The 23,592-nt window shown below is 65.1% G+C and carries 17 protein-coding genes and 5 pseudogenes; 1 reads left to right on the top strand and 21 read right to left on the bottom strand.

The features are described 5' to 3' along the window. The 21 genes and pseudogenes from BF95_RS20665 to BF95_RS20565 form a co-directional block, all read right to left on the bottom strand. Window positions 1–810: pseudogene (locus BF95_RS20665) on the bottom strand (SPOR domain-containing protein); the annotation flags it as partial. 163 nt (window positions 811–973) lie between these two features. Continuing rightward, window positions 974–2,395 carry a cell division protein FtsZ gene (gene ftsZ, locus BF95_RS20660; protein WP_043154015.1) on the bottom strand — a complete coding sequence of 474 codons (1,422 nt, stop codon included), beginning with the start codon at window positions 2,393–2,395 and terminating at the stop codon, window positions 974–976. Window positions 2,396–2,502: 107 nt separating this feature from the next. Beyond that, a complete protein-coding gene (ftsA, locus tag BF95_RS20655; RefSeq protein ID WP_051520159.1) occupies window positions 2,503–3,819 on the bottom strand; it encodes a cell division protein FtsA in 1,317 nt (438 codons plus the stop codon). Then, the gene (locus BF95_RS20650; protein ID WP_043154013.1) at window positions 3,794–4,738 is read right to left on the bottom strand and encodes a cell division protein FtsQ/DivIB; all 945 of its coding nucleotides are present in this window, start codon (window positions 4,736–4,738) and stop codon (window positions 3,794–3,796) included. Before BF95_RS20650 ends, ftsA begins: the two co-directional genes overlap by 26 nt. Beyond that, the gene (locus BF95_RS20645; protein ID WP_043154012.1) at window positions 4,731–5,681 is read right to left on the bottom strand and encodes a D-alanine--D-alanine ligase; all 951 of its coding nucleotides are present in this window, start codon (window positions 5,679–5,681) and stop codon (window positions 4,731–4,733) included. The genes BF95_RS20650 and BF95_RS20645 overlap by 8 nt, the downstream gene beginning before the upstream one ends. A 112-nt stretch (window positions 5,682–5,793) precedes the next feature. Continuing rightward, on the bottom strand, window positions 5,794–6,714 hold the full coding sequence (gene murB, locus BF95_RS20640; RefSeq protein ID WP_200867022.1) for a UDP-N-acetylmuramate dehydrogenase: 921 nt from the start codon (window positions 6,712–6,714) through the stop codon (window positions 5,794–5,796). After that, window positions 6,684–6,881 carry a hypothetical protein gene (locus BF95_RS20635; protein ID WP_043154010.1) on the bottom strand — a complete coding sequence of 66 codons (198 nt, stop codon included), beginning with the start codon at window positions 6,879–6,881 and terminating at the stop codon, window positions 6,684–6,686. Before BF95_RS20635 ends, murB begins: the two co-directional genes overlap by 31 nt. Continuing rightward, window positions 6,881–8,308: a UDP-N-acetylmuramate--L-alanine ligase gene (gene murC / locus BF95_RS20630; protein WP_043154008.1), complete on the bottom strand. Its 1,428-nt coding sequence runs from the start codon at window positions 8,306–8,308 to the stop codon at window positions 6,881–6,883. Before murC ends, BF95_RS20635 begins: the two co-directional genes overlap by 1 nt. Before the next feature lie 124 nt (window positions 8,309–8,432). Then, window positions 8,433–9,614, bottom strand: a complete 1,182-nt coding sequence (murG, locus tag BF95_RS20625) for an undecaprenyldiphospho-muramoylpentapeptide beta-N-acetylglucosaminyltransferase (RefSeq protein ID WP_043154007.1) — start codon at window positions 9,612–9,614, stop codon at window positions 8,433–8,435. Continuing rightward, entirely contained in the window at window positions 9,611–10,813 is a 1,203-nt protein-coding gene (locus tag BF95_RS20620; RefSeq protein WP_043154030.1) for an FtsW/RodA/SpoVE family cell cycle protein, read from the bottom strand. The genes murG and BF95_RS20620 overlap by 4 nt, the downstream gene beginning before the upstream one ends. A 43-nt stretch (window positions 10,814–10,856) precedes the next feature. Further along, on the bottom strand, window positions 10,857–12,242 hold the full coding sequence (murD, locus tag BF95_RS20615; protein ID WP_043154005.1) for a UDP-N-acetylmuramoyl-L-alanine--D-glutamate ligase: 1,386 nt from the start codon (window positions 12,240–12,242) through the stop codon (window positions 10,857–10,859). After that, window positions 12,239–13,312 (bottom strand): phospho-N-acetylmuramoyl-pentapeptide-transferase, encoded by a 1,074-nt coding sequence (gene mraY, locus BF95_RS20610; protein WP_043154003.1) that lies wholly within the window; start codon window positions 13,310–13,312, stop codon window positions 12,239–12,241. The genes murD and mraY overlap by 4 nt, the downstream gene beginning before the upstream one ends. After that, window positions 13,312–14,694, bottom strand: coding sequence for a UDP-N-acetylmuramoyl-tripeptide--D-alanyl-D-alanine ligase (locus BF95_RS20605; RefSeq protein ID WP_043154028.1), 1,383 nt, complete (start codon window positions 14,692–14,694; stop codon window positions 13,312–13,314). Before BF95_RS20605 ends, mraY begins: the two co-directional genes overlap by 1 nt. Before the next feature lie 115 nt (window positions 14,695–14,809). After that, window positions 14,810–16,255, bottom strand: a complete 1,446-nt coding sequence (locus tag BF95_RS20600) for a UDP-N-acetylmuramoyl-L-alanyl-D-glutamate--2,6-diaminopimelate ligase (RefSeq protein ID WP_051520158.1) — start codon at window positions 16,253–16,255, stop codon at window positions 14,810–14,812. Then, window positions 16,252–17,967, bottom strand: a complete 1,716-nt coding sequence (locus tag BF95_RS20595; protein WP_043154000.1) for a peptidoglycan D,D-transpeptidase FtsI family protein — start codon at window positions 17,965–17,967, stop codon at window positions 16,252–16,254. The genes BF95_RS20600 and BF95_RS20595 overlap by 4 nt, the downstream gene beginning before the upstream one ends. After that, window positions 17,967–18,621, bottom strand: a pseudogene (locus tag BF95_RS20590) (colicin transporter). The gene BF95_RS20595 and the pseudogene BF95_RS20590 overlap by 1 nt, the downstream one beginning before the upstream one ends. Beyond that, a pseudogene (rsmH, locus tag BF95_RS20585) lies at window positions 18,618–19,573 on the bottom strand (16S rRNA (cytosine(1402)-N(4))-methyltransferase RsmH). The pseudogenes BF95_RS20590 and rsmH overlap by 4 nt, the downstream one beginning before the upstream one ends. Continuing rightward, window positions 19,570–20,067, bottom strand: coding sequence for a division/cell wall cluster transcriptional repressor MraZ (locus BF95_RS20580; protein WP_043154023.1), 498 nt, complete (start codon window positions 20,065–20,067; stop codon window positions 19,570–19,572). The pseudogene rsmH and the gene BF95_RS20580 overlap by 4 nt, the downstream one beginning before the upstream one ends. Before the next feature lie 183 nt (window positions 20,068–20,250). Further along, complete coding sequence (locus BF95_RS20575; protein WP_051520157.1) at window positions 20,251–21,468, bottom strand: Gldg family protein; 1,218 nt, start codon at window positions 21,466–21,468, stop codon at window positions 20,251–20,253. 31 nt (window positions 21,469–21,499) lie between these two features. Next, window positions 21,500–21,808: a hypothetical protein gene (locus BF95_RS20570; protein ID WP_043154019.1), complete on the bottom strand. Its 309-nt coding sequence runs from the start codon at window positions 21,806–21,808 to the stop codon at window positions 21,500–21,502. Window positions 21,809–21,850: 42 nt separating this feature from the next. Next, a pseudogene (locus tag BF95_RS20565) lies at window positions 21,851–22,845 on the bottom strand (cysteine synthase A). Window positions 22,846–23,038: 193 nt separating this feature from the next. On the opposite strand from BF95_RS20565, the pseudogene BF95_RS20560 reads away from it, so the two are divergent. Next, window positions 23,039–23,592, top strand: a pseudogene (locus BF95_RS20560) (cell wall hydrolase); the annotation flags it as partial.

Below are 23,592 nucleotides of genomic sequence, written 5' to 3'. Positions count from 1 at the left end.
CGGCCGACTGGTCGGCGCGGCGGCGACCGCCACCGGTGCGGCTGGCACTACGACCTGCGGTGTGCCGGGCGCTGGCGCGGTGGGCGTAATTGCCGCGATGCGCGTGCCGGTCTGCGCCGGAAACTGACCGAAATGCACCGCCGCCGCCTTTTGCGGCGCGGTCAGATAAGGCATTTTCTGCATATAGGGGACGATCGCCGCCGCCAGTGGCGCAGGCATGGTCTGGTCGGCGACCTTGCGTGCGTCCGCCTGCTTCTTGTTCATAGCCAGAATGAAGGCGCGATAGCGCCAGGCTGCCCGGTCGCTCTTGTAGAGCAAGGGTTGCAGCGCCCGCTCGGCCGCATCCACCTGCCCCGATATACCCAGCGACGCGGCATAGCGGCGGATCAGTTCGGCATCATCCGGCGTTCGCTGTAGCGCGGCCTGATAGTCCCGTTGCGCCCCGGCCTGATCGCCGGTCATGTCCCGCGCCAATCCACGATCCGCCAGGATCGTCGCGTCGGCAAAGCCCAGCCGCCCGGCCTGATCGAACAGCCGCACCGCCTCTGCGGGATTTTGCAGTTTCAGATTGACCCGCGCCAGCCCCACCTTGATCCGGCCATTGCCGCTGGTGATCGTATCGGCGCGCGCAAAGAAACCCGCCGCCGCACGCGGATCGTCCAGTGCCAGCGCAGCCTCCCCCGCCCCGATCAACGCATCCACGTCGCGCGGATTGGCCGACAGGCGCGCAAGATTGCTGTTGAGGTCGGCGGCGCCTAGAGGACGGACCAGTTGGGCCTGGTCGGTTTGCGCCTGCGCGGTTCCAGCCATCAGCAGGCCGCCAAGAATCCATGAAAGATATTGTGTCACATCCGCGCTCTAGCGGATCAATACGCGAATAGGAAATCACCCAAACAAAAAAGCGCGCCGTGCTGCCCCTTAGGACAGACGGCGCGCTGTAGGGCCGGCCCGGCGCAGGCCGCGCGCGATGATCTTACTGGTTGTTCTGGCGGTTCAGGAAGCGCGGAATGTCGACACCAGCGGCGTCATCGCCACCTGGCACCTTGTCCGCGCCACGGGTGAGGCCCGCCATCCGCTCGAACAACGTCCCACCGCTCGCGACGCGCGGGGCAGCGGGCTGAGCCGGGGCAGCGGCTGGCGCAGCATTGTCGGCACCCAGAACCAGTTCGTCCTGGTCCGGCCCTTCGTCGGAAAATACTGCCGCAGGCTTGGGCGCAGCGAAGGGCGCGGGCGCCGCTTCGACGGGCGCAGGCGCAGGCGGCGCGGGCACGTCCAGTTCCAGCGTTTCGGGTTCCGGCGCAGGCGCAGTGGCGGGCGCAGCCTGTGGCGCGGGCGCGGTGGCCTTGGGCGCACCGCCCTGAGGCACCGACACGGCCGGGCGGCTGGCGAAGCTGAACGGCTGCGTCAGCGGCGCGGCATGGTTGCCGATCTCATTGTCGATGCCGGTGGCGACCACCGACACGCGGATCTTGCCGTTCAGATTGTCGTTGAACGCGCTGCCCCAGATGATGTTCGCGTCCGGGTCCACCAGCTCGCGGATATGGTTGGCGGCTTCGTCCACTTCCATCAGGCGCATGTCCTCGCCGCCGACGATGGAGACGATCACGCCCTTCGCGCCGCGCATCGACACGCCATCGAGCAGCGGGTTGGCGATCGCCTTCTCGGCCGCCTGCAAAGCGCGGCCGTCGCCTTCCGCTTCGCCGGTGCCCATCATCGCCTTGCCCATCTCACCCATCACCGACCGCACGTCGGCAAAGTCGAGGTTGATGAGGCCAGGCATGATCATCAGGTCGGTGATGCTACGCACGCCCTGCTGCAACACTTCGTCCGCCATCTGGAACGCTTCCTTGAAGGTCGTGTTCGGGTTGGCGATCAGGAACAGATTCTGGTTCGGAATGACGATCAGCGTGTCGACATGCTTCTGCAGCTCGTCGATGCCGCTTTCCGCCGACTTCATGCGGCGATTGCCTTCAAAGGTGAAGGGCTTGGTCACGACGCCGACGGTCAGGATGCCGCGCTCGCGCGCCGCCTTGGCAATGACGGGCGCCGCGCCGGTGCCGGTGCCGCCGCCCATGCCAGCGGTGATGAAGCACATATGCGCGCCTTCCAGCGCCGCTTCGACCATGGCGATGGTTTCTTCCGCCGCCGCCTTGCCGATTTCGGGACGCGATCCTGCGCCAAGGCCCTCGGTGATCTGCGGACCAAGCTGGATGCGGCGTTCGGCCGGCGAGCTGTTCAATGCCTGCGCGTCGGTATTGGCGACGATGAAATCGACACCCTCGACATGCGCAGCGATCATGTTCGCGATGGCATTGCCGCCCGCGCCGCCGACGCCGATCACCGCGATCCGCGGCTTCAGTTCGTCCACATGCGGTGGGCTGATTTCAATGCTCATATATTCTGCTCCCTCAGCTTCCTCGTCAGGAAGCGACACCGTCACTAATTGTTAACACCAGAAAATAGGGAATTTCACCAGCTATTTTCGTTTCATTCCAAATTCGGTCAATAGTTCGTCTTCATCGCGCGCATCATCCGCTGCCACCAGAGCGGAGTTCCCAGACGATGCACCGTCTGCGGCGGCGGCGCCATCGTTCGGAGATCAACCGGGTTGGAAGCACCGTAAAGCGCCAGCCCCGCCAAAGTTGCAAAGGCCGGGCCACTATGCGCTTCGGGCATGGCGGACAAACCGCGTGGCCGCCCGATCCGCACGGCGCGGCCCAGCGCGCCCTGGGCATAATCGGCAATGCCCTTCATTTCCGCACCGCCACCGGTCAGCACGACCTGCCGCCCGGTCGGCGTGTTGAACCCCATGCCCGCCAGCGCCGTATTCACTTCGGCCATGATCTGGTTCAACCGCTCGCAAATGACGCCGACCAGCGCCGCGCGGGTGATCTTGCCACCTTCCGCATTCGGCCCGGCCGCCTGCCCCGCCGCCGCGCCTTCGCCATGGGGCGGCGCGATCTCGATCATCTCGCGGAAATCGCGCGGATTTTGCATCGCCGACCCGTAAAAGCATTTGATCCGCTCCGCCTGGCTGCGACGAATGCCAAAGGCCGACGCGATATCGTCGGTAATGTCCGCCGCGCCGATCGGGATGCTGTGCAGCCCGACCAGCATGCCGCCTGCATAAAGCGAGACATTGGTCACCCCCGCCCCGATCTCCACCAGCGCCACGCCCAGGTCGCGCTCTTCTTCGGACAGGCAGGCGAGGCCAGTGGCGATCGGCGCGGCGACGATCGAATTGACGTTCAGATAGGCTCCCCGCACACACAGGTCGAGATTGGCGAGCGGCGCGCCATCGGCCAGCAGGACATGGATGTCGACGCCAAGCAGGTCGGCATGCATGCCCAATGGCTTCTTCACCGGCACCCGGCCATTGATGGTGAAGCAGGTCGGCTGCGCATGGAGCACGACCCGGCCATCGGGGTCGATGCCCTGTTGCCCCGTCGTCAAAAGATCATCGATATCCGCCTGCTCGATGCGATAGCCCGCCATGTCGCGCTCGACCGTGACGACATCGCTGACCAGGCTGCCGCCCGAAAAGCTGACCCAGACATCCTCGATATTGGTGCCCGCAACCCGCTCGGCCTGCTCGATCGTTTCGCGCACGGCGAGTTCAGTGCGCTCCATATCAGCGATGAAGCCGCGCCGCACACCCCGGCTCTCGCGCTGGCCCGTGCCCAATATCGCCAGCTCGCCCGTGTCGGTCCGCCCCGCGATCAAGGCGGAGACCTTCCACGACCCGATATCGATCGCGGTGATCAGCTTTTCGACCTTGGCTGCGCCATGGGACTTAGCCCTCTTCCTCCGCGGGCGCAGCGCTCGCGGTCGTGCCGTCGGTGGCCATCGGCTTGTCCTCGACCTTGCCCTGCGGCAGACGCAGGACGAAACGATCGGGGTCACGCATGTCGAACTTGACGATCCCGCGCCCCAGCAGGCGGTTGACGCCGTCCATGCGCGCGAAATTCACCAGAGCCGCCGCGCTCCCCTTGTCGCCTTCGGGCAGCGACAGGGTTTCGCCCGACTGGAACCGCAGATCCCAGCGGCGATTGCCGACCCAGGTGGCGCCTGCCAGCATCGGCTTCAACGCGGGCGCATTGTCCATCAACGCGTTCAGCCCCGCCGTCTGCCGATTGGCGTCCGGCCCCACCACCAGCGGCAGGTCGGGCATCGCGTTGGCGGATACGGACTGCAGCACCACGCCCGTCACGTCGATCAGGTGCAGCCGCCCGCCATGCTGCCACACCGCGACCGGATCGCGCTCGACGATATCGACGACCAGCGTATCGGGCAGGCGACGGGAAATGCGCGCATCCTTGACCCAGCCCAGCCGCAGCATCTGCTCGCGCACCTTGGGCAGGTCGAGCGACAACATCGAACGATCCACCTGTCCCAGCGCGATATTATAGACCGGCAGCTCGTCCATCCGCTCGACGCCGCGCACCTCGACCTTGTCGACCTCGAACCCGGCGCGCGCGGCCAGCAGCGCCGCCTGCTTATGCGCCATGGCAGGCACGCCTATGAGCATCGCGACGCCGACCACGCCCGCGCCGAAAATGCCGACGATCGCCCAGCTCGCCATGCGTTGCAGCGTCGCTTCGCTGACCGGCAGCGCTTCGATCACCCGGTCCAGCCTGGACTGGCGCTTGAGCGTGCGGCCGCGCCGCCCCTTGGTCGCCGTATCCCGCGCGCTGCTGAGGCGCGCGGAACCGCCGCGTCGAATGCGTGCTTCAGCCATGTCCGGTCCCCTTGGCGCGCGACAGCGCTTCCTCGACAATAGTCTCCACCAACGTGGCATAGTCAATGCCCAGCTTCGCTGCCTGTTCGGGGACGAGGCTGAGCGGCGTCATGCCAGGCTGGGTATTGACCTCCAGCAGATAAAGACCCTCGATCCCCTGTTCATCGTCCCAGCGGAAATCGGCGCGCGACGCCCCCTGGCAGCCCAGCAATTGATGCGCACGCAGCGCGATCGCCTTGCAGGCTTCGGTGATGTCGGGCGGAATATCGGCCGGGCAGACATGTTCGGTCATGCCATCGGTATATTTGGCATCGAAATCGTAAAAGCCGCTCTTGGGGCGCAATTCCGTCACCAGCAGCGCTTCATTGCCCAGCACGGCGGTCGTCAATTCGCGCCCGCGAATATAGGGTTCGGCCAGCAATTCGGGAAAATCCTGCCACGGGCCAACGCTGTCACGACCGATGGGATGGCCATAATTGCCCTCCGCGGTGACGATCGCGACGCCGACCGAACTGCCTTCATTGACCGGCTTCAACACATAGGGGCGCGGCAGCGGATCGCCCGCAAACAGGCTCTCGCTCGTCACGATCTTGCCGCCGGGCATGGGGATGCCATGCGGCACCAGCGCCTGCTTGGTCAGTTGCTTGTCGATCGCGATGACCGATGTAGCGAGGCCCGAATGGGTGTAGGTCAGGCCCATCAGGTCCATCATCCCCTGCACCGTGCCATCCTCGCCCGGAACGCCATGCAGCGCGTTGAACACGACATCGGCCTTGGCCTCCGTCAGCCGCGCGGCGACGTCACGATCCATGTCGATCCGCGTGACCCTATGCCCCCGCGATTCCAGCGCCTTGGCAACGCCCTCCCCGCTCATAAGGGAAACGGGCCGCTCCGCCGACCAGCCACCCATCAGGACGGCAACATGCCAGGGACCACGGGTCATCGATCAATCTCCGTCATCCCAGCGAACGCTGGGATCTCTCTTTTCTGTCTGCGCGGCGCAAGAAGGCAGTGGGATCCCAGCGTTCGCTGGGATGGCGGGAAGAGAATGCCACTCACTTCACCATCCCCACCCGCTGAATTTCCCATTCCAGTTCCACGCCGCTCTTATCCTTCACCCGCCGCCGCACTTCTTCGCCCAGCGCTTCGATATCCGTGCTGGTCGCATCGCCCAGGTTAAGCAGGAAATTGGTATGCTTCTCACTCACCTGCGCCCCGCCCAGTTGCAGGCCGCGACAGCCCGCCTCATCCACCAGCGCCCAGGCCTTGTGCCCGTCCGGGTTCTTGAAGGTCGATCCCCCGGTCTTGCTGCGCAGCGGCTGGCTGGCTTCGCGCGCAGCGGCGATCCTGTCCATCTCCGCCTGGATCGCAGCGGGTTCACCCGGAACGCCCCGGAAGCAAGCACTGACCACGACAGCCCCCTCCGGCAGGGTCGAGTGACGATAGCTATAGCCCAACTCATCCTTCGAGAGCGTGACCCGCTCGCCCGACCGCAGCACCACATCGCACGACACCAAAATGTCGCATGTCTCGCGACCATAAGCGCCGCCATTCATCCGCACGAACCCGCCGACCGTGCCGGGGATGGAGCGAAGAAATTCGAGCCCCGCTATGCCCTTGTCCCGCGCCGTCGAGGAGACGAGAATGCCCGACGTCCCGCCGCCGCAGACCAGGGTAGTCGCGTCCAGCGCCTCGACGGTGGCAAAGGGCTTGCCCAGCCGCACCACCACGCCCGGCACCCCGCCATCGCGCACGATCAGGTTGGAACCAAGGCCGATCGCCATCACCGGCACCGCCGGATCGAGCGCGGACAGCAAATCGGACAGATCCTGCGTATCCTTCGGCTCGAACAGCCATTGCGCCGCGCCACCCGCCTTGAACCAGACCAGCGGGGCCAGCGGCGCATCGGGCTTGATCGTGCCACGGACAGCAGGAAGGGTCAGGCTCAACCGCGCAGCCCCCACATATTCATCCATTTTTTCATGGCCTTAACCCCAGATCCATTGGCCTGGGTCGCGGCCATGCCGGCCTGTACGTTTCGCTGTGCGGCATCGACCATGTCGCGCGCGGCTTCCACGCCCTGCATCTGCACGTCGATCATTCGCTTCTGCATTTCCAGGCCAACGGCGAACAGTTCGAACATCAGACCGCTTCCTTGACCTTGGCGGACACCGCCGCCGCAAGGCCTGCCGCCCATTTGGTGATGTCGCCCGCGCCCAGGCAGACGATCATGTCGTCCGGCTGGATGTCGGCGGCGATCGCATCGACCAGTTCGTCCATATCGGCCACGGTCGAAGCATGGCGATGCCCCCGGCGCTTCAACCCCGCGACCAGCGCGGCGCTGTCCACGCCCTCGATCGGCTGCTCGCCAGCGGTATAGACGGGCGTTGCGTAAACCATGTCCGCATCGTTGAACGCTTGCTGGAAATCATCCATCAAATCGCGCAGTCGCGTGAAGCGGTGCGGCTGCACCACGGCGATCACGCGACCCTGCGCACCTTCGCGCGCCGCCGCCAGCACCGCTTTGATCTCGACCGGATGGTGGCCATAATCGTCGATCACGATGGCGCTGCCACCCCCGACCGCAATCTCGCCAACCTTGGTGAAGCGCCGCTTGACCCCGCCGAACTTGGCAAAGCCCGTCTGGATCGTCGCATCGTCGATGCCCATGTGCAGCGCCACGCCGATCGCCGCCATGGCGTTCAGGACGTTATGGCGCCCTGGCATCGGCATTTCGATGCCTTCGATCTTGCGGGTCGACCCATCGCGCTCGCGCACCTGAATGTCGAAACGGTTGCCGCCGGGGAAACTCACCACATTGTCGCCGCGAATATCGGCCTGCGCCGAAAAGCCATAGGTCACGATCCGCCGATCCTGCACCCGCGGCAAGATCGCCTGCACTTCGGGATGGTCAAGGCAGAGCAACGCCGCGCCATAGAAAGGCACATTGCCGACGAACTCGACAAAGGCGTCCTTCACCCGGTCGAAATCGCCATAATGGTCGAGATGTTCGGGATCGATATTGGTCACGACCGCGATCGTGCCGTCCAGCCGCAGGAAGCTGCCGTCGCTCTCGTCGGCCTCCACCACCATCCAGTCGCTATTGCCCAGCCGCGCGTTGGAGCCATAGCTGTTGATGATGCCGCCATTGATGACGGTCGGGTCCACCCCGCCCGCGTCCAGCAAGGCCGCGACCATCGACGTCGTCGTGGTCTTGCCATGCGTCCCCGCAACGGCAACGGTGGATTTCAGCCGCATCAGTTCGGCCAGCATTTCCGCCCGCCGGATGACCGGCACGCGCGTTTCCAGCGCCAGCTCGACCTCCGGGTTGCCGCGCTTGATCGCGGTCGATGTCACCACTACCGCCGCATCGCCCAGATTTTCCGCCTTGTGGCCGATCATCACGCGAATGCCCTTGGCGCGCAGTCCTTCGACCACATAGCCTTCGGCCACATCGCTGCCCTGAACATCATAGCCCAGATTGTGCATCACCTCGGCGATGCCCGACATGCCGATGCCGCCAATGCCGATGAAATGGATCGTGCCGATGTCCGTGCCGACACCCTTCATGCGATAATCTCCGAAACAACACCGTCATCCCAGCGAAGGCTGGGATCTCTCTTTTCTTCAAGAGCGACGGAGAAAGAAGAAGTGGGATGCCAGCGTTCGCTGGCATGACGGAAGAGGGAAGCCATCACGCCGGAACCCCCGCCAGATTCAGCGTCGTGGGCATCGGCCCGACCCGCACCGGATCATTGACGATCGGCGCATGGCCAATGCTTTCCAGCAGGTCGGCCATGTCACGCGCGGCGTTGGGACGTCCGCAACCCCATGCGCGTTTGGCGGCGTTCTGCAGCGCACCTGGCTCCATCGCCATTTTCTGCATCTGCTTGGCCAGTTCGACGGCGGTAAAGCGCGCCTGCGGTATCGTGCGCGCGCCGCCCGCGTCGGTCATCTCGCGCGCATTGGCGGTCTGGTGATCGTCCATGGCGCTTGGCAACGGGATCAGGATCGCGGGCCGCCCGGCGCAGGTCAGTTCCGCCAGCGTCGATGCCCCCGCCCGCGCGATCACCAGATGCGCCCAGCCCAGTTTTTCGGGCACGTCATTGAAATAGGTGGCGAGGTCGGCGGGGATCTCCATCTCCGCATAGGTCTTGCGCACCCGCTCGATATCCTCGGCGCGGCATTGCTGGGTCACCTGCAACCGCCGACGCAGCGCAACCGGCAGCATCGACAGGCCTTCGGGCACGACGCTCGACAAGATGGACGCCCCCTGGCTGCCACCGATCACCAGCACCCGGAACACGCTCTCGTCGGTCAGCGCCGGAAAATCCTCGTCGCGCAGGGCTTTCACCTCCTCGCGCACCGGATTGCCGATCAGATGGACCTTCGCACCATATTTGGGCTTGAGCCGCTCGACCCCGGGATAGGCCGTTGCGATCGCATCGACCCGTCCGGCAAGCAAGCGGTTGACCCGGCCCAGCACGGCATTTTGTTCATGCACTGCCGTTGGAATGCCATCGGCCAGCGCCGCCAGCAGGGCGGGCATGGCGGGATAGCCGCCAAAGCCGACCACGGCGGTCGGCCGGAACGTCTCGTGCAACCGGCGCGCCATCGCCCGGCCCGCCCAGATCGCCTTGATCGCACCAGGCCAGCTTGCCGGGCTCTTGGTCATGCGTCCGGCGGGCAGGACATGCACCTGCGCCCGATTGCCCTGCATGCCATCGAAAATGCCGGGGATCTTCGCCCCACGCTCATCGGTGACCAAGGCGACATGATGGCCGCGCGCCATCAGCTCCTCGGCTACCGCATGGGCAGGAATCATATGACCACCCGTCCCGCCAGCGGCCAGGACGAAGTGACGGGAAATGCTCATCGACCACTCCATTTGACGACCGTATGCCGACCCATGAAGGGGTTGCGTCGCGTGAAGGCGAGCAACAGGCCGACGCCGATGCAAAGCGCGAGCATAGAGGAGCCGCCATAGCTGATAAAGGGCAGCGTCATCCCCTTGGACGGAAATATCTGCGCATTGACGCCCATATTGATGATCGCCTGCAAACCGAACTGGGTGGTGAGGCCTGCAGCAGCGAGAATGGTGAACACATCTTCCTCATCCAGCAGGCGCAGCAGCACCCGCACGATGATGGCGAGATAGACGCAGGCGATGGCAATGCAGGCGAGCAGCCCGAATTCCTCACCAATCACCGAGAAGATATAGTCGGTATGCGCTTCGGGCAGGCGAAACTTATGCTGGCCCCCGCCCGGCCCGACACCGGTAAAGCCGCCATGGGTGATGGTGCGGAAGGCCAAGTCGGTCTGGTCCGGCCCCACACTCTCATCCACGCCGATGCCGAGGAAGTCGTTGAAGCGCTGGCGACCATTTTCATAGAACATATAGACAGCGACCAGCCCCGCGAGACCCGCCGCGATCAGCCCGCCGATCGCCCGCATCGACACGCCCGACAACAGCAGCAACACGCCCCAGCAGGCGCAGAAGATCACCGTCTGGCCGAAATCGGGCTGGCGCATCAGGACGAGCGCGATCAGCGCGGTGGTTACGCCGGTCAGCGGGATGACCGGCAGGCTCTGATCCTTGCCGCGCAACGACAGCAGCCACGCCAGCGTCACGACATAGGCGGGCTTGAGAAATTCGGACGGCTGGAAGCGGAAGCCCGGCAAATCGATCCACCGCTTCGCGCCGTTCACCGTGCTGCCAAGCAACGGCACCATCAGCAGCATCACGAAGAAGAACACCGCCATGAAGGTGGCCAGCCGCCGCGCCTGCGGCCGGGGCAGCATGGAGATGACCAGCATGACCGGCAGGCCGAGCAGTACGAAGAAGAGCTGGCGATAGAAATAGAGCAGCGGATTGACCGCGATCTGCGCGGTCGACCGATCGATCGCGGCCACCGGGGACGCGGCGGCGACCGCCACCAGCCCGATCGCCATCAGCGCGACGATCAGCGACAGGAGGACGCGGTCGATCTCCCAGAACCAGATGGCGAGCGCGGTGCGTTCGCGCGGCACGGTGCGGGTGCGAAACCCTTTCACCAGGTCGCCAGCTCTAGACATGCGCGTCGTCCCTTCCCTGTTCATGCCCTGCCCCCGATGCCGTCTAGTCGAGTGCCGCGACGGCCGCGACGAACGCATCGCCGCGCGCCTCGAAATCGCGAAACTGGTCGAAACTGGCACAAGCGGGCGAGAGCAATATGACGTCACCAGGCTGTGCGATGCGCGCGGCGCGGCGGACGGCGGCGCTTAGCATCTCGCTATCGTCCACCGCCATAGAGCCACGCAGCAAGTCGGCGAACATATGCCCCGCTTCGCCGATCGTATAGGCATGGGCGACATTGGCGAAATGGGGGGCGCATTCGTCCAGATTGTCGGACTTGGCGACGCCGCCCAAGATCCAGTGGATGCGGGGGCGGCCGTCCTTTGCGGGCCAGGCGGCGAGCGCAGGCGCGGTCGAGGCAGCGTTGGTCGCCTTGCTGTCGTTGACGTAAAGGACGCCGTTGCGCGTCGCCACCGCCTGCATCCGGTGGGGAAGCGAGGCATAGCTGACGAGCGCATTGGCCAGGGTTTCGTCATCGATATCGAGCGCCTTGGCGACGGCGATCGCGACAGCCGCATTCTGCGCATTGTGGGGGCCTTGCAAAGCAGGCCAGCCAAGTTGGGTATTGGGATCGATGTCTCTGACCCCAACCTCAATCACGTCATCCCAGCGAACGCTGGGATCTCTCTTTTCTTCCGTTGCCGAAGAAGAAGTGGGATTACAGCGTGCGCTGGAATGACGGAGGTTTTTAGCAATCGCCCGGCTCGGTTCATCCTCAGTCGCAATTACCGCGACATGCCCCGCCGACTGCATCGCAAACAGCCGCGCCTTGCTCGCCACATAGCCCTCGAACCCATTGTAGCGGTCGAGATGATCGGGCGTGATATTGAGCAGCACCGCAACGTCGCAGTCCAGGCTATAAGTCAGGTCGATCTGATAGCTCGACAGTTCCAGCACATAGACGCCCACACCCTGCAGGTTCGGCTCCAGCGGCGGCTGGCCCAGCACCGGCAGGCCGATATTGCCGCCCATGACCGTCGGATAGCCTGCCTGTTCGATGATATGGTGGATCAGCGCGGTCGTGGTCGACTTGCCGTTGGTGCCGGTGATGCCAACGACCTTATGCGGCGGCAGGGTCGGCCGGGCGAGCGCGAACAGTTCGATGTCGCCGATGATCGGCACGCCCGCAAGTCTGGCGCGCATCGTGATCGGATGCCGGTTGAGCGGCACGCCCGGCGACACGACGATGCCATCGAAACCGGTCAGGTCGATCTCCATCGGATCGCCCAGTTCGGCCCGACCTTCGACCTGCGCCCGCGCCGTTTCCTGACTGTCCCAGGCCACGACCCGCGCGCCGCTGGCCAGCAGCGTCTCAACCGTCGCAAGGCCGGAGCGCGCCAGCCCCAGCACGGCATAGGTCTTGCCCGCAAAGACGTCCGAAACGATCATCGCAGCTTCAACGTCGCAAGACCGGCGAGCGCCAGTACGAAGGCGATGATCCAGAAGCGGATCACCACGGTCGGTTCGGCCCAGCCCAATTGCTCGAAATGATGATGGATCGGCGCCATCTTGAACACCCGCTTGCCGGTGCGCTTGTAGAAAAAGACCTGGATGATGACGCTCATCGCCTCGACCACGAACAGGCCGCCGATGATCCCCAGCACGATTTCATGATGCGCCGTCACCGCGATCACGCCGATTGTCCCGCCCAGCGCCAGCGATCCGGTATCGCCCATGAACACGGCGGCAGGCGGCGCATTGAACCATAGGAAGGCGAGGCCCGCCCCGATGATCGCGCCGCACAGGATCGTCAGGTTGCCCGCCCCCGGAACATGCGGAATGCCCAGATATTCCGCGAAATCGGCGCGCCCGACCAGATAGACGATCAGCATGAAGGCAAGGCAGGCGATGATGACCGGCATCGTCGCCAGCCCGTCCAGCCCATCGGTCAGGTTCACCGCATTGCCGAACGCCACGATCACGAAGGCGGCAAAGCAGAAATAGAACGGCCCAAGCTCGATCGCCGGGCCATTGTAGAAAGGCACGTAGAGCGCGGTATTACCATGCTGGTTGACGATCATCCACGCCGCGACGCCCGCGATCAGAAATTCGAACGCCAGCCGCATCTTGCCCGACAGCCCCTTGTGGCTGGCCTTGGTCACCTTGTCATAATCGTCCAGGAAACCGATCGCGCCGAAGCCTAACGTCACGAACAGGCAGGCCCAGACATAGGTGGAAGACAGGTCCATCCACAACAGCACCGAAATGATCATGGAGGTCAGGATCATCAGCCCGCCCATGGTCGGTGTGCCCCGCTTGGCCAGATGCGTCTGCGGGCCGTCCTCACGGATCGGCTGCCCCTTGCCCTGACGGACGCGCAGCCAGCCGATGAATTTAGGGCCGATGACGAGGCCGATGATCAGCGCGGTGAAGATCGCCGCACCCGCGCGAAAGCTCAGATAGCGGATCAGGTTGAAGATACCCGCAAAGTCCAGCGTCTCGGCCAGCCAATATAACATTAGTCTTGTTCTCCGTTGGCCAGGGCCGCGACCAGCCGGGACAGGCCGATGCCGTTCGATCCCTTGACCAGCAGCGCGTCGCCCGCGCGCACGTCTTGTTGGATGATGGGGATGGCGCTGGCCGTATCGGCGACATGCGCGAAGGGCAGCATGCCCGCCAGCGCATCGGCGAGCGGCTGCATTTCCGCGCCGACCAGGATGGCATAGTCGATCCCGTTGTCGCGCAGCACGGCGGCGATGTCGGCATGGAGTTCCGCGCTGCGGCTGCCCAGTTCGCGCATCCCGCCCAGCACTGCCAGACGCCGGTCGGCTGGCTCGCGGCCCAATTGGCGGAGCGTCGCCGCCATCGATAGCGGGTTGGCATTATAGCTCTCGTCGATCAGCAGTGCCGTGCCGCCACCGACCGACAGGGTCCGCCGTTCGCCCCGGCCCGGCAGGCCCGGCATGTCGGCGAGAGCCAGCCCCGCCGCGGCCAGATCGCCCCCGACCGCATCGACCGCAGCCAGCACCGCCAGCGCATTGGACACCCAATGATCCCCCGGTGCCGCCACCGTGAAACAGAGCTCGGCATCGGGCAGCTTCGCCGTCACCAGCGTGCCGCCGCCCGGCGCAGGCACCGTTTCGCGCGCATGAATGTCGGCCTGCGGGCTGGTGCCAAAGGTTAGTATCCGCGCGGCGTACCGCTCCGCCTTGTTATAAAGTTGCGCGACATGCGGGCTGTCATAGGGGATGATCGCGGTGCCGCCCGGTGCCAACCCTTCGAAAATCTCCGCCTTGGCCTCGGCGATCGCCGCCTCGGTGCCGAAAAATTCGATATGGGCGGGCGCAATGGCGGTGATGATCGCCACATCGGGCCGCACCTGCCGGGTCAGCGCGGCCAGTTCGCCCGCATGGTTCATGCCCATTTCAAACACGCCGAACGCCGTGTCGCGCGGCATCCGCGACAGGCTGAGTGGCACGCCGACATGGTTGTTATAGCTTTTAACCGAGCGGTGAACCTCGCCCGGATGCGCACGATCCAGCGCCTGGAACAGCGCCTCCTTGGTCCCGGTCTTGCCGACAGATCCGGTGACGCCGATCACCTTGCCACCCATACGCTTGCGCGACGCCCGGCCCAGCGCTTCAAGCGCGGCGGCACTATCGGGAACCAGGATATGGGGATGGTCCACCGGCTCGCTGACGATCGCCCCGGCCGCGCCCTGGGCAAAGGCCTTGTCGAGGAATTTATGTCCGTCGGTCGCCTCACCCTTCATCGCGACGAACAGGTCGCCATCCGTCACTTCGCGGCTGTCGAACGCCACGCCCGAAACGGCAAACGGCGCCGACACGGCGCCGCCCGTGGCCTGAGCGATATCTGCGGAGGTCCACAATGGCTCCCTCACGCGCCCTCCTCCCCGTTCGCTTCGAGCAGCTTCGAGCGAAGTCGAGAAGCGTCGGTCGAGAAGGCAGCGCATAGTTCTCGACAAGCTCGAACCGAACGGAGGACGGGGGGCAGGCTCACTCCGCGCACTCCCGCGCCACGGTCACATCGTCAAAGGGCAGCACCCGGTCACCGATGATCTGACCCTGCTCATGCCCCTTGCCGGCCAGCAGCACGATATCGTCCTTACCCGCCTGCGCGATCGCGGCCGCAATCGCATCGCGACGCCCGCCGATTTCCTCTGCACCACGCGCACCTGCCATCACCGCCGCGCGGATCGCGGATGGTTCTTCGGACCGGGGATTATCATCCGTCACGATCACATGATCGGCCAGTTCCGCGGCGACCTGCCCCATAAGCGGCCGCTTGCCCGCATCGCGATCCCCGCCTGCGCCGAACAGCGCGATCAGCCGCCCCTTGGTATGGGGACGCAGGGCCTCGATCGCGGCCTTCAGGCCATCGGGCGTATGCGCATAATCGACATAGACCGGCGCGCCCGTCCGGCTGATGACCGCCCGTTCCAGACGGCCCCGCACAGGCTGCACCCGGCCCAGCAGTTCCAGCACCTTGGCCACGTCGCCGCCGGTCGCGATGACCAGGCCCGCCGCCGTCAGCGCATTGGCCGCCTGATAGGCGCCGATCAGCGGCAGGTTGACGGTGTAACGCTTACCCTCGACCTCAATCTCCAGCATCTGCCCTAATTGCGTCGGCGTGCGCGAGACGAGGCGCAACGCCTCCCCTTTCTCGCCGACCGACAGCAGTTTCAGCCCCCGCGCCGCGACCCGCGCGATCACCTTGTCCGACCAGGCGTCATCGGCCCAGACCACCGCCGCGCCATCCGCCGCAACGACTTCATCGAACAGCCGCATCTTGGCGTCGAAATAGCGGTCCATGTCGCCATGATAGTCGAGATGGTCGCGCGACAGGTTGGTGAAGGCGCCCGCGACAACTGGCAATCCTTCGGTCCGATATTGGTCCAGCCCATGGCTCGACGCCTCGAACGCCGCATGGCTGACGCCCTCGCGGCGCAGGCCCGACATGTTGGCCAGGAAAGTGACGATGTCCGGCGTCGTCAGCCCCGTCGAAACCTGATCGACCGAGGTGGTGACGCCCAGCGTCCCGATGGAGGCGGCATGATGCCCCATCATCCGCCACAATTGCCGCGCCAACTCCACGGTGGACGTTTTGCCGTTTGTGCCGGTAACAGCGACCGTCACATCGGGAAAAGGCGCGAAATAGCGGGCGGCCAGTTGCGCGAACAGGCGGCGGGGATTGGCGTGTGCGATATGGATCGCGCCCTCGACCACCGCCTGCGGCCGCGCGACCACGGCGATCGCGCCCGCCTTTACCGCATCGGCAATATAATCCTCGCCATTGACGCGCAGCCCCTGGAACGCGCCGAACACCGTGCCGCGCGCAACCTTGCGATTGTCGATCGCAAAGCCGCTAATGTTCTGTTCAAGGTCGGCGTCCGGCCCGACGTTGGCGTCCAGACCTTCCATCAGCGATCCCAGACGCGTCATTCGCTTGCTCCCTTGGGCTTCCACAGCAGCGGCATCAGGTCCGAAATATCCACGTCGCGCCGCTCGTCGGGCATCACGCCCAGCATCGGCCCGACCCGCTCGACCACGCGCTTGACCACCGGCGACGCCGTCCAGGCGGCGGTACGCAAGCCGAACGTCTCGGCATTGCCCTTGGGCTCGTCCATCATCGCCAGCACGACATAGCGCGGATTGTCCATCGGAAAGGCAGAGGCGAACGTCGTCACCAGCGAACTCTTGTTATAGCGACCTTCTTCGGGCTTCTCGGCGGAGCCCGTCTTGCCACCCACCCGGAAACCCTTGGCGTCGGCGCTGCGCCCTGTACCCTCCGACACGATCATCCGCAACAGCTGGCGCATCCGGGCACTCGTCGCAGCGGAGAAAACACGCCGGCCCTGCGGCACGTCATCCGCATCCAGCTTGCGCAGGGTCGCAGGCCGCCACAGGCCGCCATTGACGAGCGCGGCATAGGCACTCGCCAGGTGCAGCGGCGTCACCGCGATGCCATGGCCATAGGATACCGTCATCGACGTGATCCGTCCCCAATTGGCGGGCCACAACGTGCCCGCCCGCTCCTTCAGCTCGATCGGCGCGCGCTGATCGAAATGGAGATTGCGGAACAATTCCTGCAATGGCGCTGCGCCCAGTTCGTCGGCAATGCGCGCCGTCGCGATGTTGGAACTGTGGACCAGGGTTTCGGGCACGTTGATCCAGCGCCCCATCGCATGATCGTCCTTGATGCGGAATCCACCAATGGCGATCGGGGCGGTCGCGTCATAGCGCTTGCTCATCGACGTCACGACGCCCTTGTCCATGGCGGCGGCAATCGACAACGGCTTGAAGGTCGACCCCAATTCATAGCGCGCCTGCACCATCTGGTTGCATAGCGGCGACTGGCTGCAACTCTTGCCGGCATAATTTTGGAGCTTGTTCGGGTCGAAGACCGGGATGGACGCCATGGCGATCACCTCGCCGGTATTGGCATCCAATATGATGCCGCCTGCGCCACGGGCGCGCTGTGCCACCATCTGCGCATAAAGCTCGCTTTCCAGCGCGCCCTGCACCCGGCTGTCGATCGAAACGGCAAAAGGCTTGCCGCGCAGCGTCACGTCGGTCAGCCGATCGTTGAAGGCGGACTCCACGCCCATCCCGCCGACGCCCGCGCTATTGGGCGCAAAGCCAAGCACATGCGCCGCCAACGTGCGCTGCGGATAGAGCCGCTCCTTCTCGCGCGGAAATTCGATGCCGATCTCGCCCAGCGCATTCACCGCCGCCACCTGCTCGGGCAGCGCGCGACGGCGCAGATAGGCCCAGCCCTTGCCGGTCAGCTTCTTGTAGAAGGTCGCCTCGGCTTCCTCGGGAAAGATTTCATGCAGCTTGCGCGCCAGCTCGGCCGGTTCCCCGATCAGCTTGGACGGCCGCACCGCCACAGAATAGGCATCCATCGTCCGCGCCAGCGGCACGCCGTTGCGATCGACGATGTCGGCGCGCGCCGGCAGAAAGGCCGAGAGCGCATCATCGCCCTGCCCGCTCGGCGTGAAGATACCGACCCAGAAAAGCCGACCGATCAGGATCAGCGTGATGAGCATGAACAGGATCAGCAGCAGCATCAGCCGGTTATGCGCAACCGCCGTCAGGCTGACCCGCTGGCGCCCGACACGCGCATGACCAGGCTGCACGATGATCGTGGCCATCAGCGTGCCCCCTTCTTGCGTTCGCGCGCCGCCGTGGCGCTCAGGTCACCCAGCGTGCTGTCGTCCAGCAGCTTGGCGTCGAGCATCGCCATCCGCTCGGCTTTGCGCGCGACTGGATTGGGCTTGGACACATCGGCGTCAACCTTGGCCTGCACCGCAGGCGTGCGGGGCGGCTTGGCCTTGGCCAGTTTTTCGACATTATCGGCGGCATGCGCTTCGCGAATAACGGCGATGTCGCTGCGAATCTGCGTCGCTGCAGGGCTGGCAGGCGCAGCCTGTGGGGCAGAGGGCAGGTCGGCTGGGGTTTCCACCATCGCCACCATCACCGGCGGCGCGACATAATCCGGGCCGTTGGGCTGCACCCCGTCCAGTTGCGCCAGCGCGCGTTCGCCCGCCAGATATTGTCCGGCGGTCGGCGTCGCATAGAGAAAATCATGCTGGTTCCAGCTTTCCAGCTGACGCATCGAGGCGCGCGCACTGAATTCCGTCTCCAGATAGCGGATGTCGCCCTGCGTCCGCGCAATCTGCGCGCGCACCCGCATCAATTCGTTACGCTCGGTCGCGACCTTGAGCGACACCATATAGGCCCCCGAGCGCGCCCAGCGCGACCAGGATCACCCAGATCAGGCTCTGCAATCTCTTGACGGCGATCATGGATGGGCACTCCGGGCGGAGGAAGACGAAGACACAGGTGCGGCGGTGCGAATGGCGCTGCGCAGCGTCGCGGATCGGGCGCGGGGGTTGCGCGCCAGTTCCGCTTCGCTGGCCCGCACCGCCTTGGCCGGCTTGGCAAAGGTCGGCGCGGCGCTCGCCTGTTTCTCGGGCATATGGCGCGATCCGCCCCCCTCGCCCCCGCTGCGATTGCGCAGGAACTGTTTGACGATGCGGTCCTCCAGACTGTGGAAGGTGACGATCGCCAGGCGACCGCCTTCCTCCAACAGCGCCTCGGCCGCTTCCAGCCCGCGCTCCAATTCCTCCAGTTCGCGATTCACATGAATGCGGATCGCCTGGAAGGTGCGGGTGGCGGGATCTTTCTTGTCATGCGGCTTGTGGCCCAGCGCGCGGCGCACGACGCTGGCAAGCTGCCCCGTCCGCTCCAATGGGCGCGCCATCACGATCGCGCGGGCGACCCGGCGCGAACGGGGTTCGTCGCCATAGCGATAGATGACGTCGGCAATATCCTCCTCGGCCGCTTCGTTCAGGAAATCGGCGGCGTTCATCCCCGCCTGGCTCATCGTCATGTCGAGCGGACCGTCGGCCTGAAAGGAAAAGCCGCGATCGGCGCGGTCGAGTTGCATCGAGGATACGCCGATATCGAGCGTCAGGCCGGAGACTGACTCGATGCCCTGCTCGGCCAGCAATTCGCGCATCCGCGAAAATTCGCCCGCGATCAGCAGGATGTCGTGCGCATTGGCGACGTCCTGGCCTTCGCGGATCGCATCGGGGTCGCGATCGAAGGCGATGACGCGCGCGCCTTGGCCGCCATGGCGCGCGAATAGCCGCCCGCGCCGAAGGTGCCATCGACATGGGTTTCGCCCGGCGCGATCGCGAGGGCGTCGAGCACTTCATCGAGCAGCACGGGGATGTGCGGAGCAGCCTCGCTCATTGGCCGGCTTCCGCCGCGCGCGCGTCGAGCCAGCGCTTGACCTTGTTGCGGATCAGCGCCGGGCGATCGGGGCTCTCGACCAGGGCCTGCGGGCTCCACAACTGGAAATAGCGACCCACGCCATAAAAGAACGCCGCGTCGGTGATGCCCACTTCTTCCTTGATATCGGGGTGCAGGAAGAAACGGCCGCCATCATCGAAATTGACGTCCTCGATCGTGCCGAGGCGGTTTTCGCGCTCCAGATCACCGTTGAAAGGGCGGTTCGCTTCGCGCGCCAGCCGTTCCAGCTCGGCGACTTCGTCGAACAGGAACTGTTTATGCGACAGGCCAAAGCCTGTGGCACAGCCATTGGCCATGTGGATCGACAGGCACAGCCGGTTTTCGCCGCCGCTGGCCTGCTTGACCAGCTTGCGCATCTCCAGAGGCAGCACGAACCGGCCTTTGCCGTCCGCGACGCTGAATGCGTTGCCTGAATAGAGAATAACGTCCGACACGGCGACAAGCGGCCCCTTTTCCATGGGGCACAGATTTCCTGCCCACGGAACCGCGATCGCGAATCCCGATGCACAGGACTGATCAACGCCTGAAAAACCCCAATGCGAGATACCTATCAAGCATGGGCTGGGCTGCAAAGGGAATTTTCGGGATTTACCGGGAAAAGCCGGTCAAAAATGGGATCAACGGCTTTTCCGTGCGCCTCCTTCGGGATATACCTTTTTTGTTCTCATGCCGTTGCGCGGCCAGACCCGCTGGATCAGTAGCGCACCCAGAATCGCCCAGCCCATCCCAGCCAGAATCGCCCAACGCACCGCCGCGATCACGGCTGGCCCCTCGCGCATCCAGCGCCGGTCGCCGGGAACCGCCGCGCCCAGCCAGTGGGCGACGCGCGCGGGCGTGTCAGCGCTCCAGAGGCGAGGGTCGAGCGGACGGGCGGGATCGGCGAGCCAAAGCCGGTCATCGATCAGATCGGCGTCGCCCAGCAGCACGACCTCACCCCGCCCGATCCGCTTGCGCTGTACCAAGTCCGCCTCGCTCGCCCTCTGCGCGCCCGACACGGTGACCAGGGTATCGTCGGGCAGGAACCAGCGCCGTTCACCCGTCTCGACAGGGCCGAAGGCAAAGCCCCAATGGTGCAGCAACGGCTCTAGCAGGCTGACGGACGGCGCGCGACGGCGATCCCCCATGGGCAGGTCGGATGGCCAGAGCAGCAACGGGTCCGCCAGCACCAGCGCCTTGCCCCCGCCCCGCACCCAGCGATCGACCGCCACCAGCGCCTCGGGCGTCATTGCGCGCGGCTGGGCCAGCAGCAGCAGGTGCGCGCGCGACTGGTCCAGTTGCGCCGGATCGTCGATCGGTTGGATCGTGAAACGGGTGCGCAACACCGTGACGATCGCGGCGTCGGCGCGCCCGGCCTGTCCCTTCTCGTCCCAGAACAAGGGCAGAGCGGTGATGACCGCCACTGTCGGGCGATCGGCGACCGGTTCGAGCAACTGCGCAGGGCCGCGCCACACCAACAAAGCCGCCAGAGCCAGCAAGACAATCCCACCGGCCGTTCGCGTCGCGCGACGTCGAGAAACGTCCCGAACCAACGCCGCGCCGAAAGCCGATGACAGCGCGACCGCCAGCAGACCGATCGCCGCCACCGGATCAGGCCATCGCCCCGCCGCCACGCCGCACAATATCAGAGCAGACGCTACGCCACCCGCGGTCCAGGCCAGCAAGGGCCACCCCCGCTGCGGGAGCACCAACCCCATCGCCGCCATCACCAGCAGCGCGGGCAAAGCCCAGTCCCATGGGTCGGCCTGTCCGGTCAAAAATGCGCGCTGTAATCCGGTAAGCAGGACTGCCAATCCAGGCAGCCACAGGATCAGGACTCGTTTCAGCGCCGCCATCATGGGCGGCCTTCCCTGATCCTGACCATAGGCGTCAGCGCGACGGCTGCGCCGGATCGCGGTCCATGGGCTTGCGCAAATTGGGGTCGGGTTCCAGGTCGGGTACGATCGGTGCCTGTTCGGGGGCGGGCTGAACCCCGAGTTCGGCGAGCGGATCCCTCGGCGACACGGCCGCATTGCTGGTCATCGTCGGCACCACCGGCGGCGGCAGGGCAGCATCGTCAACCCGCGCCTTTTCAATCACGATATTGGCCAGCCCCACCAGCAGGACGACGCCCGCCAGTCCGGTCAGGCCGATCTGAACGCGCTGCAACCCTTCCGTTCGGCGGGGTGTCTCAGCCATGGATTTGCTCATTTACTCGTCACCACGATCCGTGTCGGATCGTCATGCACTGTGCGCGAGCCAGGGGAAGACCGTCAAGCCCTTCGCTTCGAGCCAATGGCGATTATACAGAGTCGACAAATAGCGGAAGCCGGTGTCGCACAATATGGTGACGACCCGCTTGCCCGGCCCCAATTGCCGCGCCAGCGCCACCGCGCCCGCGACATTGATGCCCGACGACAGGCCAAGGCACAGCCCCTCTTCGCTCAGCAGGCGGCGGACCCATTCCAGCCCTTCCTCGTCCGAAATGCGGAACTGCGTATCGATCGGCGCGCGTCCAGATTGGCGGTGACCCGCCCCTGCCCGATCCCTTCGGCGACCGAAGACCCCTCCGCCTTCAATTCGCCATGGGCATAATAGTTGAACAGCGCCGCGCCATGCGGATCGCTCAGCGCTATGGTGATGCCTTCATCCTTGGCCTTCAGGCCCAACCCGACCCCCGCGATCGTCCCGCCGGTCCCCGCCGCGCAGGTGAAGCCGTCGATCCGCCCCTCCATCTGGGTCCAGATCTCTTCGGCCGTACCGACGATATGCGCCTTGCGATTGGCGATATTGTCGAACTGGTTGGCCCAGATCGCGCCTTCCGTCTCTTCCGCCATGCGGCGCGAGGTATGGACGAAATGGCCGGGGTTGGAATAGGGCGCGGCTGGCACCGTCACCAGTTCCGCGCCCAGCGCACGCAGCGTATCCATCTTCTCGCGGCTCTGGGTTTCGGGCATGACGATGATCGATTTATAGCCCTTGGCATTGGCGACCAGCGCCAGGCCGATGCCCGTATTGCCCGCCGTCCCCTCAACGATGGTGCCGCCCGGCTTCAACAGCCCGCGTTCCTCCGCATCATTGACGATGAACAGCGCGGCGCGGTCCTTGACCGACGCGCCGGGGTTTGCAAATTCGCACTTGGCGAAGATATCGCAGCCCGTGTCCTGGGAAGGGCCGGCGAGGCGCACCATCGGCGTGTTGCCAATCAGCGCGAGACTATTGTTCTGGAGCAGCATGGCATGACGCATAGCGGACGCCGCGCCCCTTTGCCAAGCAAGGGAATGATGGCCGGGTGAAAGGGCGGATTGTTAACCTGGGCGCTGGTTAACGTCCCATCGCGGCACGGCGTGAAATGCGGGCAGCAATTTCAACTATTTTACCCTATGGGCGGGGTCAGGCGATCCATGGTCGCGGCGATAAGGTCTTGAAATGCAGCGGTTGGAACAGTTTAGCGGATGGAAGGGACGTGGCGCGATCATCGGATTCGCACTGCTGGCGCTGGCCGCCCCCCGCTTCATCACCGCCGCGCCACTCGACATGCTGGACGCGACCATGTTCGGCATTCGATCGACCCGGCCGAAGAATCCGCCGCGAATTTCCCCGGCTCGGCCTTCTTCTTCGCGCAGGGCGCGTTCGACCCTGTCCCCGGCGTCGAAACCGTGCAGACACAGCATGTGCTTGGCCTTGATGCCGTAAAGGCCGCCCCGGCCGCCATCTTCCGTGGCATTACCCCGCTCGACAGCTATCGCGCCGTCAATTGCCTGACCTCGGCCATCTATTATGAAGCGGGGAACGAGCCCGAGGACGGCCAGCGCGCCGTCGCGCAGGTGGTGCTCAACCGGGTGCGCAGCCAGCACTGGCCCGACACGGTTTGCGGCGTCGTCTATGAAGGGTCGGAACGCACCGATTATCGCTGCCAGTTCACCTTCAGCTGCGATGGCGCGATGGCGCGGCTGCCCGCTGCTGCCGCCTGGCACCGCGCG

Origin of the sequence: Sphingobium sp. Ant17 (assembly GCF_000588875.1) — a bacterium.
Classification (GTDB): Bacteria; Pseudomonadota; Alphaproteobacteria; order Sphingomonadales; family Sphingomonadaceae; genus Sphingobium.
Note: the sequence above shows the minus strand (reverse complement) of the source record. Positions and strands in the feature narration are given on the sequence as shown.

Bases quoted from the DNA above. Each gene is read 5' to 3' on its own strand.
- murC (WP_043154008.1), bottom strand. From the start codon at position 8,308: ATGAAGGGTGTCGGCACGGACATCGGCACGATCCATTTCATCGGCATT.
- BF95_RS20600 (WP_051520158.1), bottom strand. From the start codon at position 16,255: ATGACGCGTCTGGGATCGCTGATGGAAGGTCTGGACGCCAACGTCGGG.
- murD (WP_043154005.1), bottom strand. From the start codon at position 12,242: ATGATCGTTTCGGACGTCTTTGCGGGCAAGACCTATGCCGTGCTGGGG.
- ftsZ (WP_043154015.1), bottom strand. From the start codon at position 2,395: ATGAGCATTGAAATCAGCCCACCGCATGTGGACGAACTGAAGCCGCGG.
- BF95_RS20635 (WP_043154010.1), bottom strand. From the start codon at position 6,881: ATGTTCGAACTGTTCGCCGTTGGCCTGGAAATGCAGAAGCGAATGATC.
- BF95_RS20650 (WP_043154013.1), bottom strand. From the start codon at position 4,738: ATGGCTGAAGCACGCATTCGACGCGGCGGTTCCGCGCGCCTCAGCAGC.
- BF95_RS20620 (WP_043154030.1), bottom strand. From the start codon at position 10,813: ATGTCTAGAGCTGGCGACCTGGTGAAAGGGTTTCGCACCCGCACCGTG.
- BF95_RS20595 (WP_043154000.1), bottom strand. From the start codon at position 17,967: ATGGCCACGATCATCGTGCAGCCTGGTCATGCGCGTGTCGGGCGCCAG.
- BF95_RS20575 (WP_051520157.1), bottom strand. From the start codon at position 21,468: ATGATGGCGGCGCTGAAACGAGTCCTGATCCTGTGGCTGCCTGGATTG.
- BF95_RS20645 (WP_043154012.1), bottom strand. From the start codon at position 5,681: ATGACCCGTGGTCCCTGGCATGTTGCCGTCCTGATGGGTGGCTGGTCG.
- murG (WP_043154007.1), bottom strand. From the start codon at position 9,614: ATGAGCATTTCCCGTCACTTCGTCCTGGCCGCTGGCGGGACGGGTGGT.
- BF95_RS20570 (WP_043154019.1), bottom strand. From the start codon at position 21,808: ATGGCTGAGACACCCCGCCGAACGGAAGGGTTGCAGCGCGTTCAGATC.
- mraY (WP_043154003.1), bottom strand. From the start codon at position 13,312: ATGTTATATTGGCTGGCCGAGACGCTGGACTTTGCGGGTATCTTCAAC.
- murB (WP_200867022.1), bottom strand. From the start codon at position 6,714: ATGGATGAATATGTGGGGGCTGCGCGGTTGAGCCTGACCCTTCCTGCT.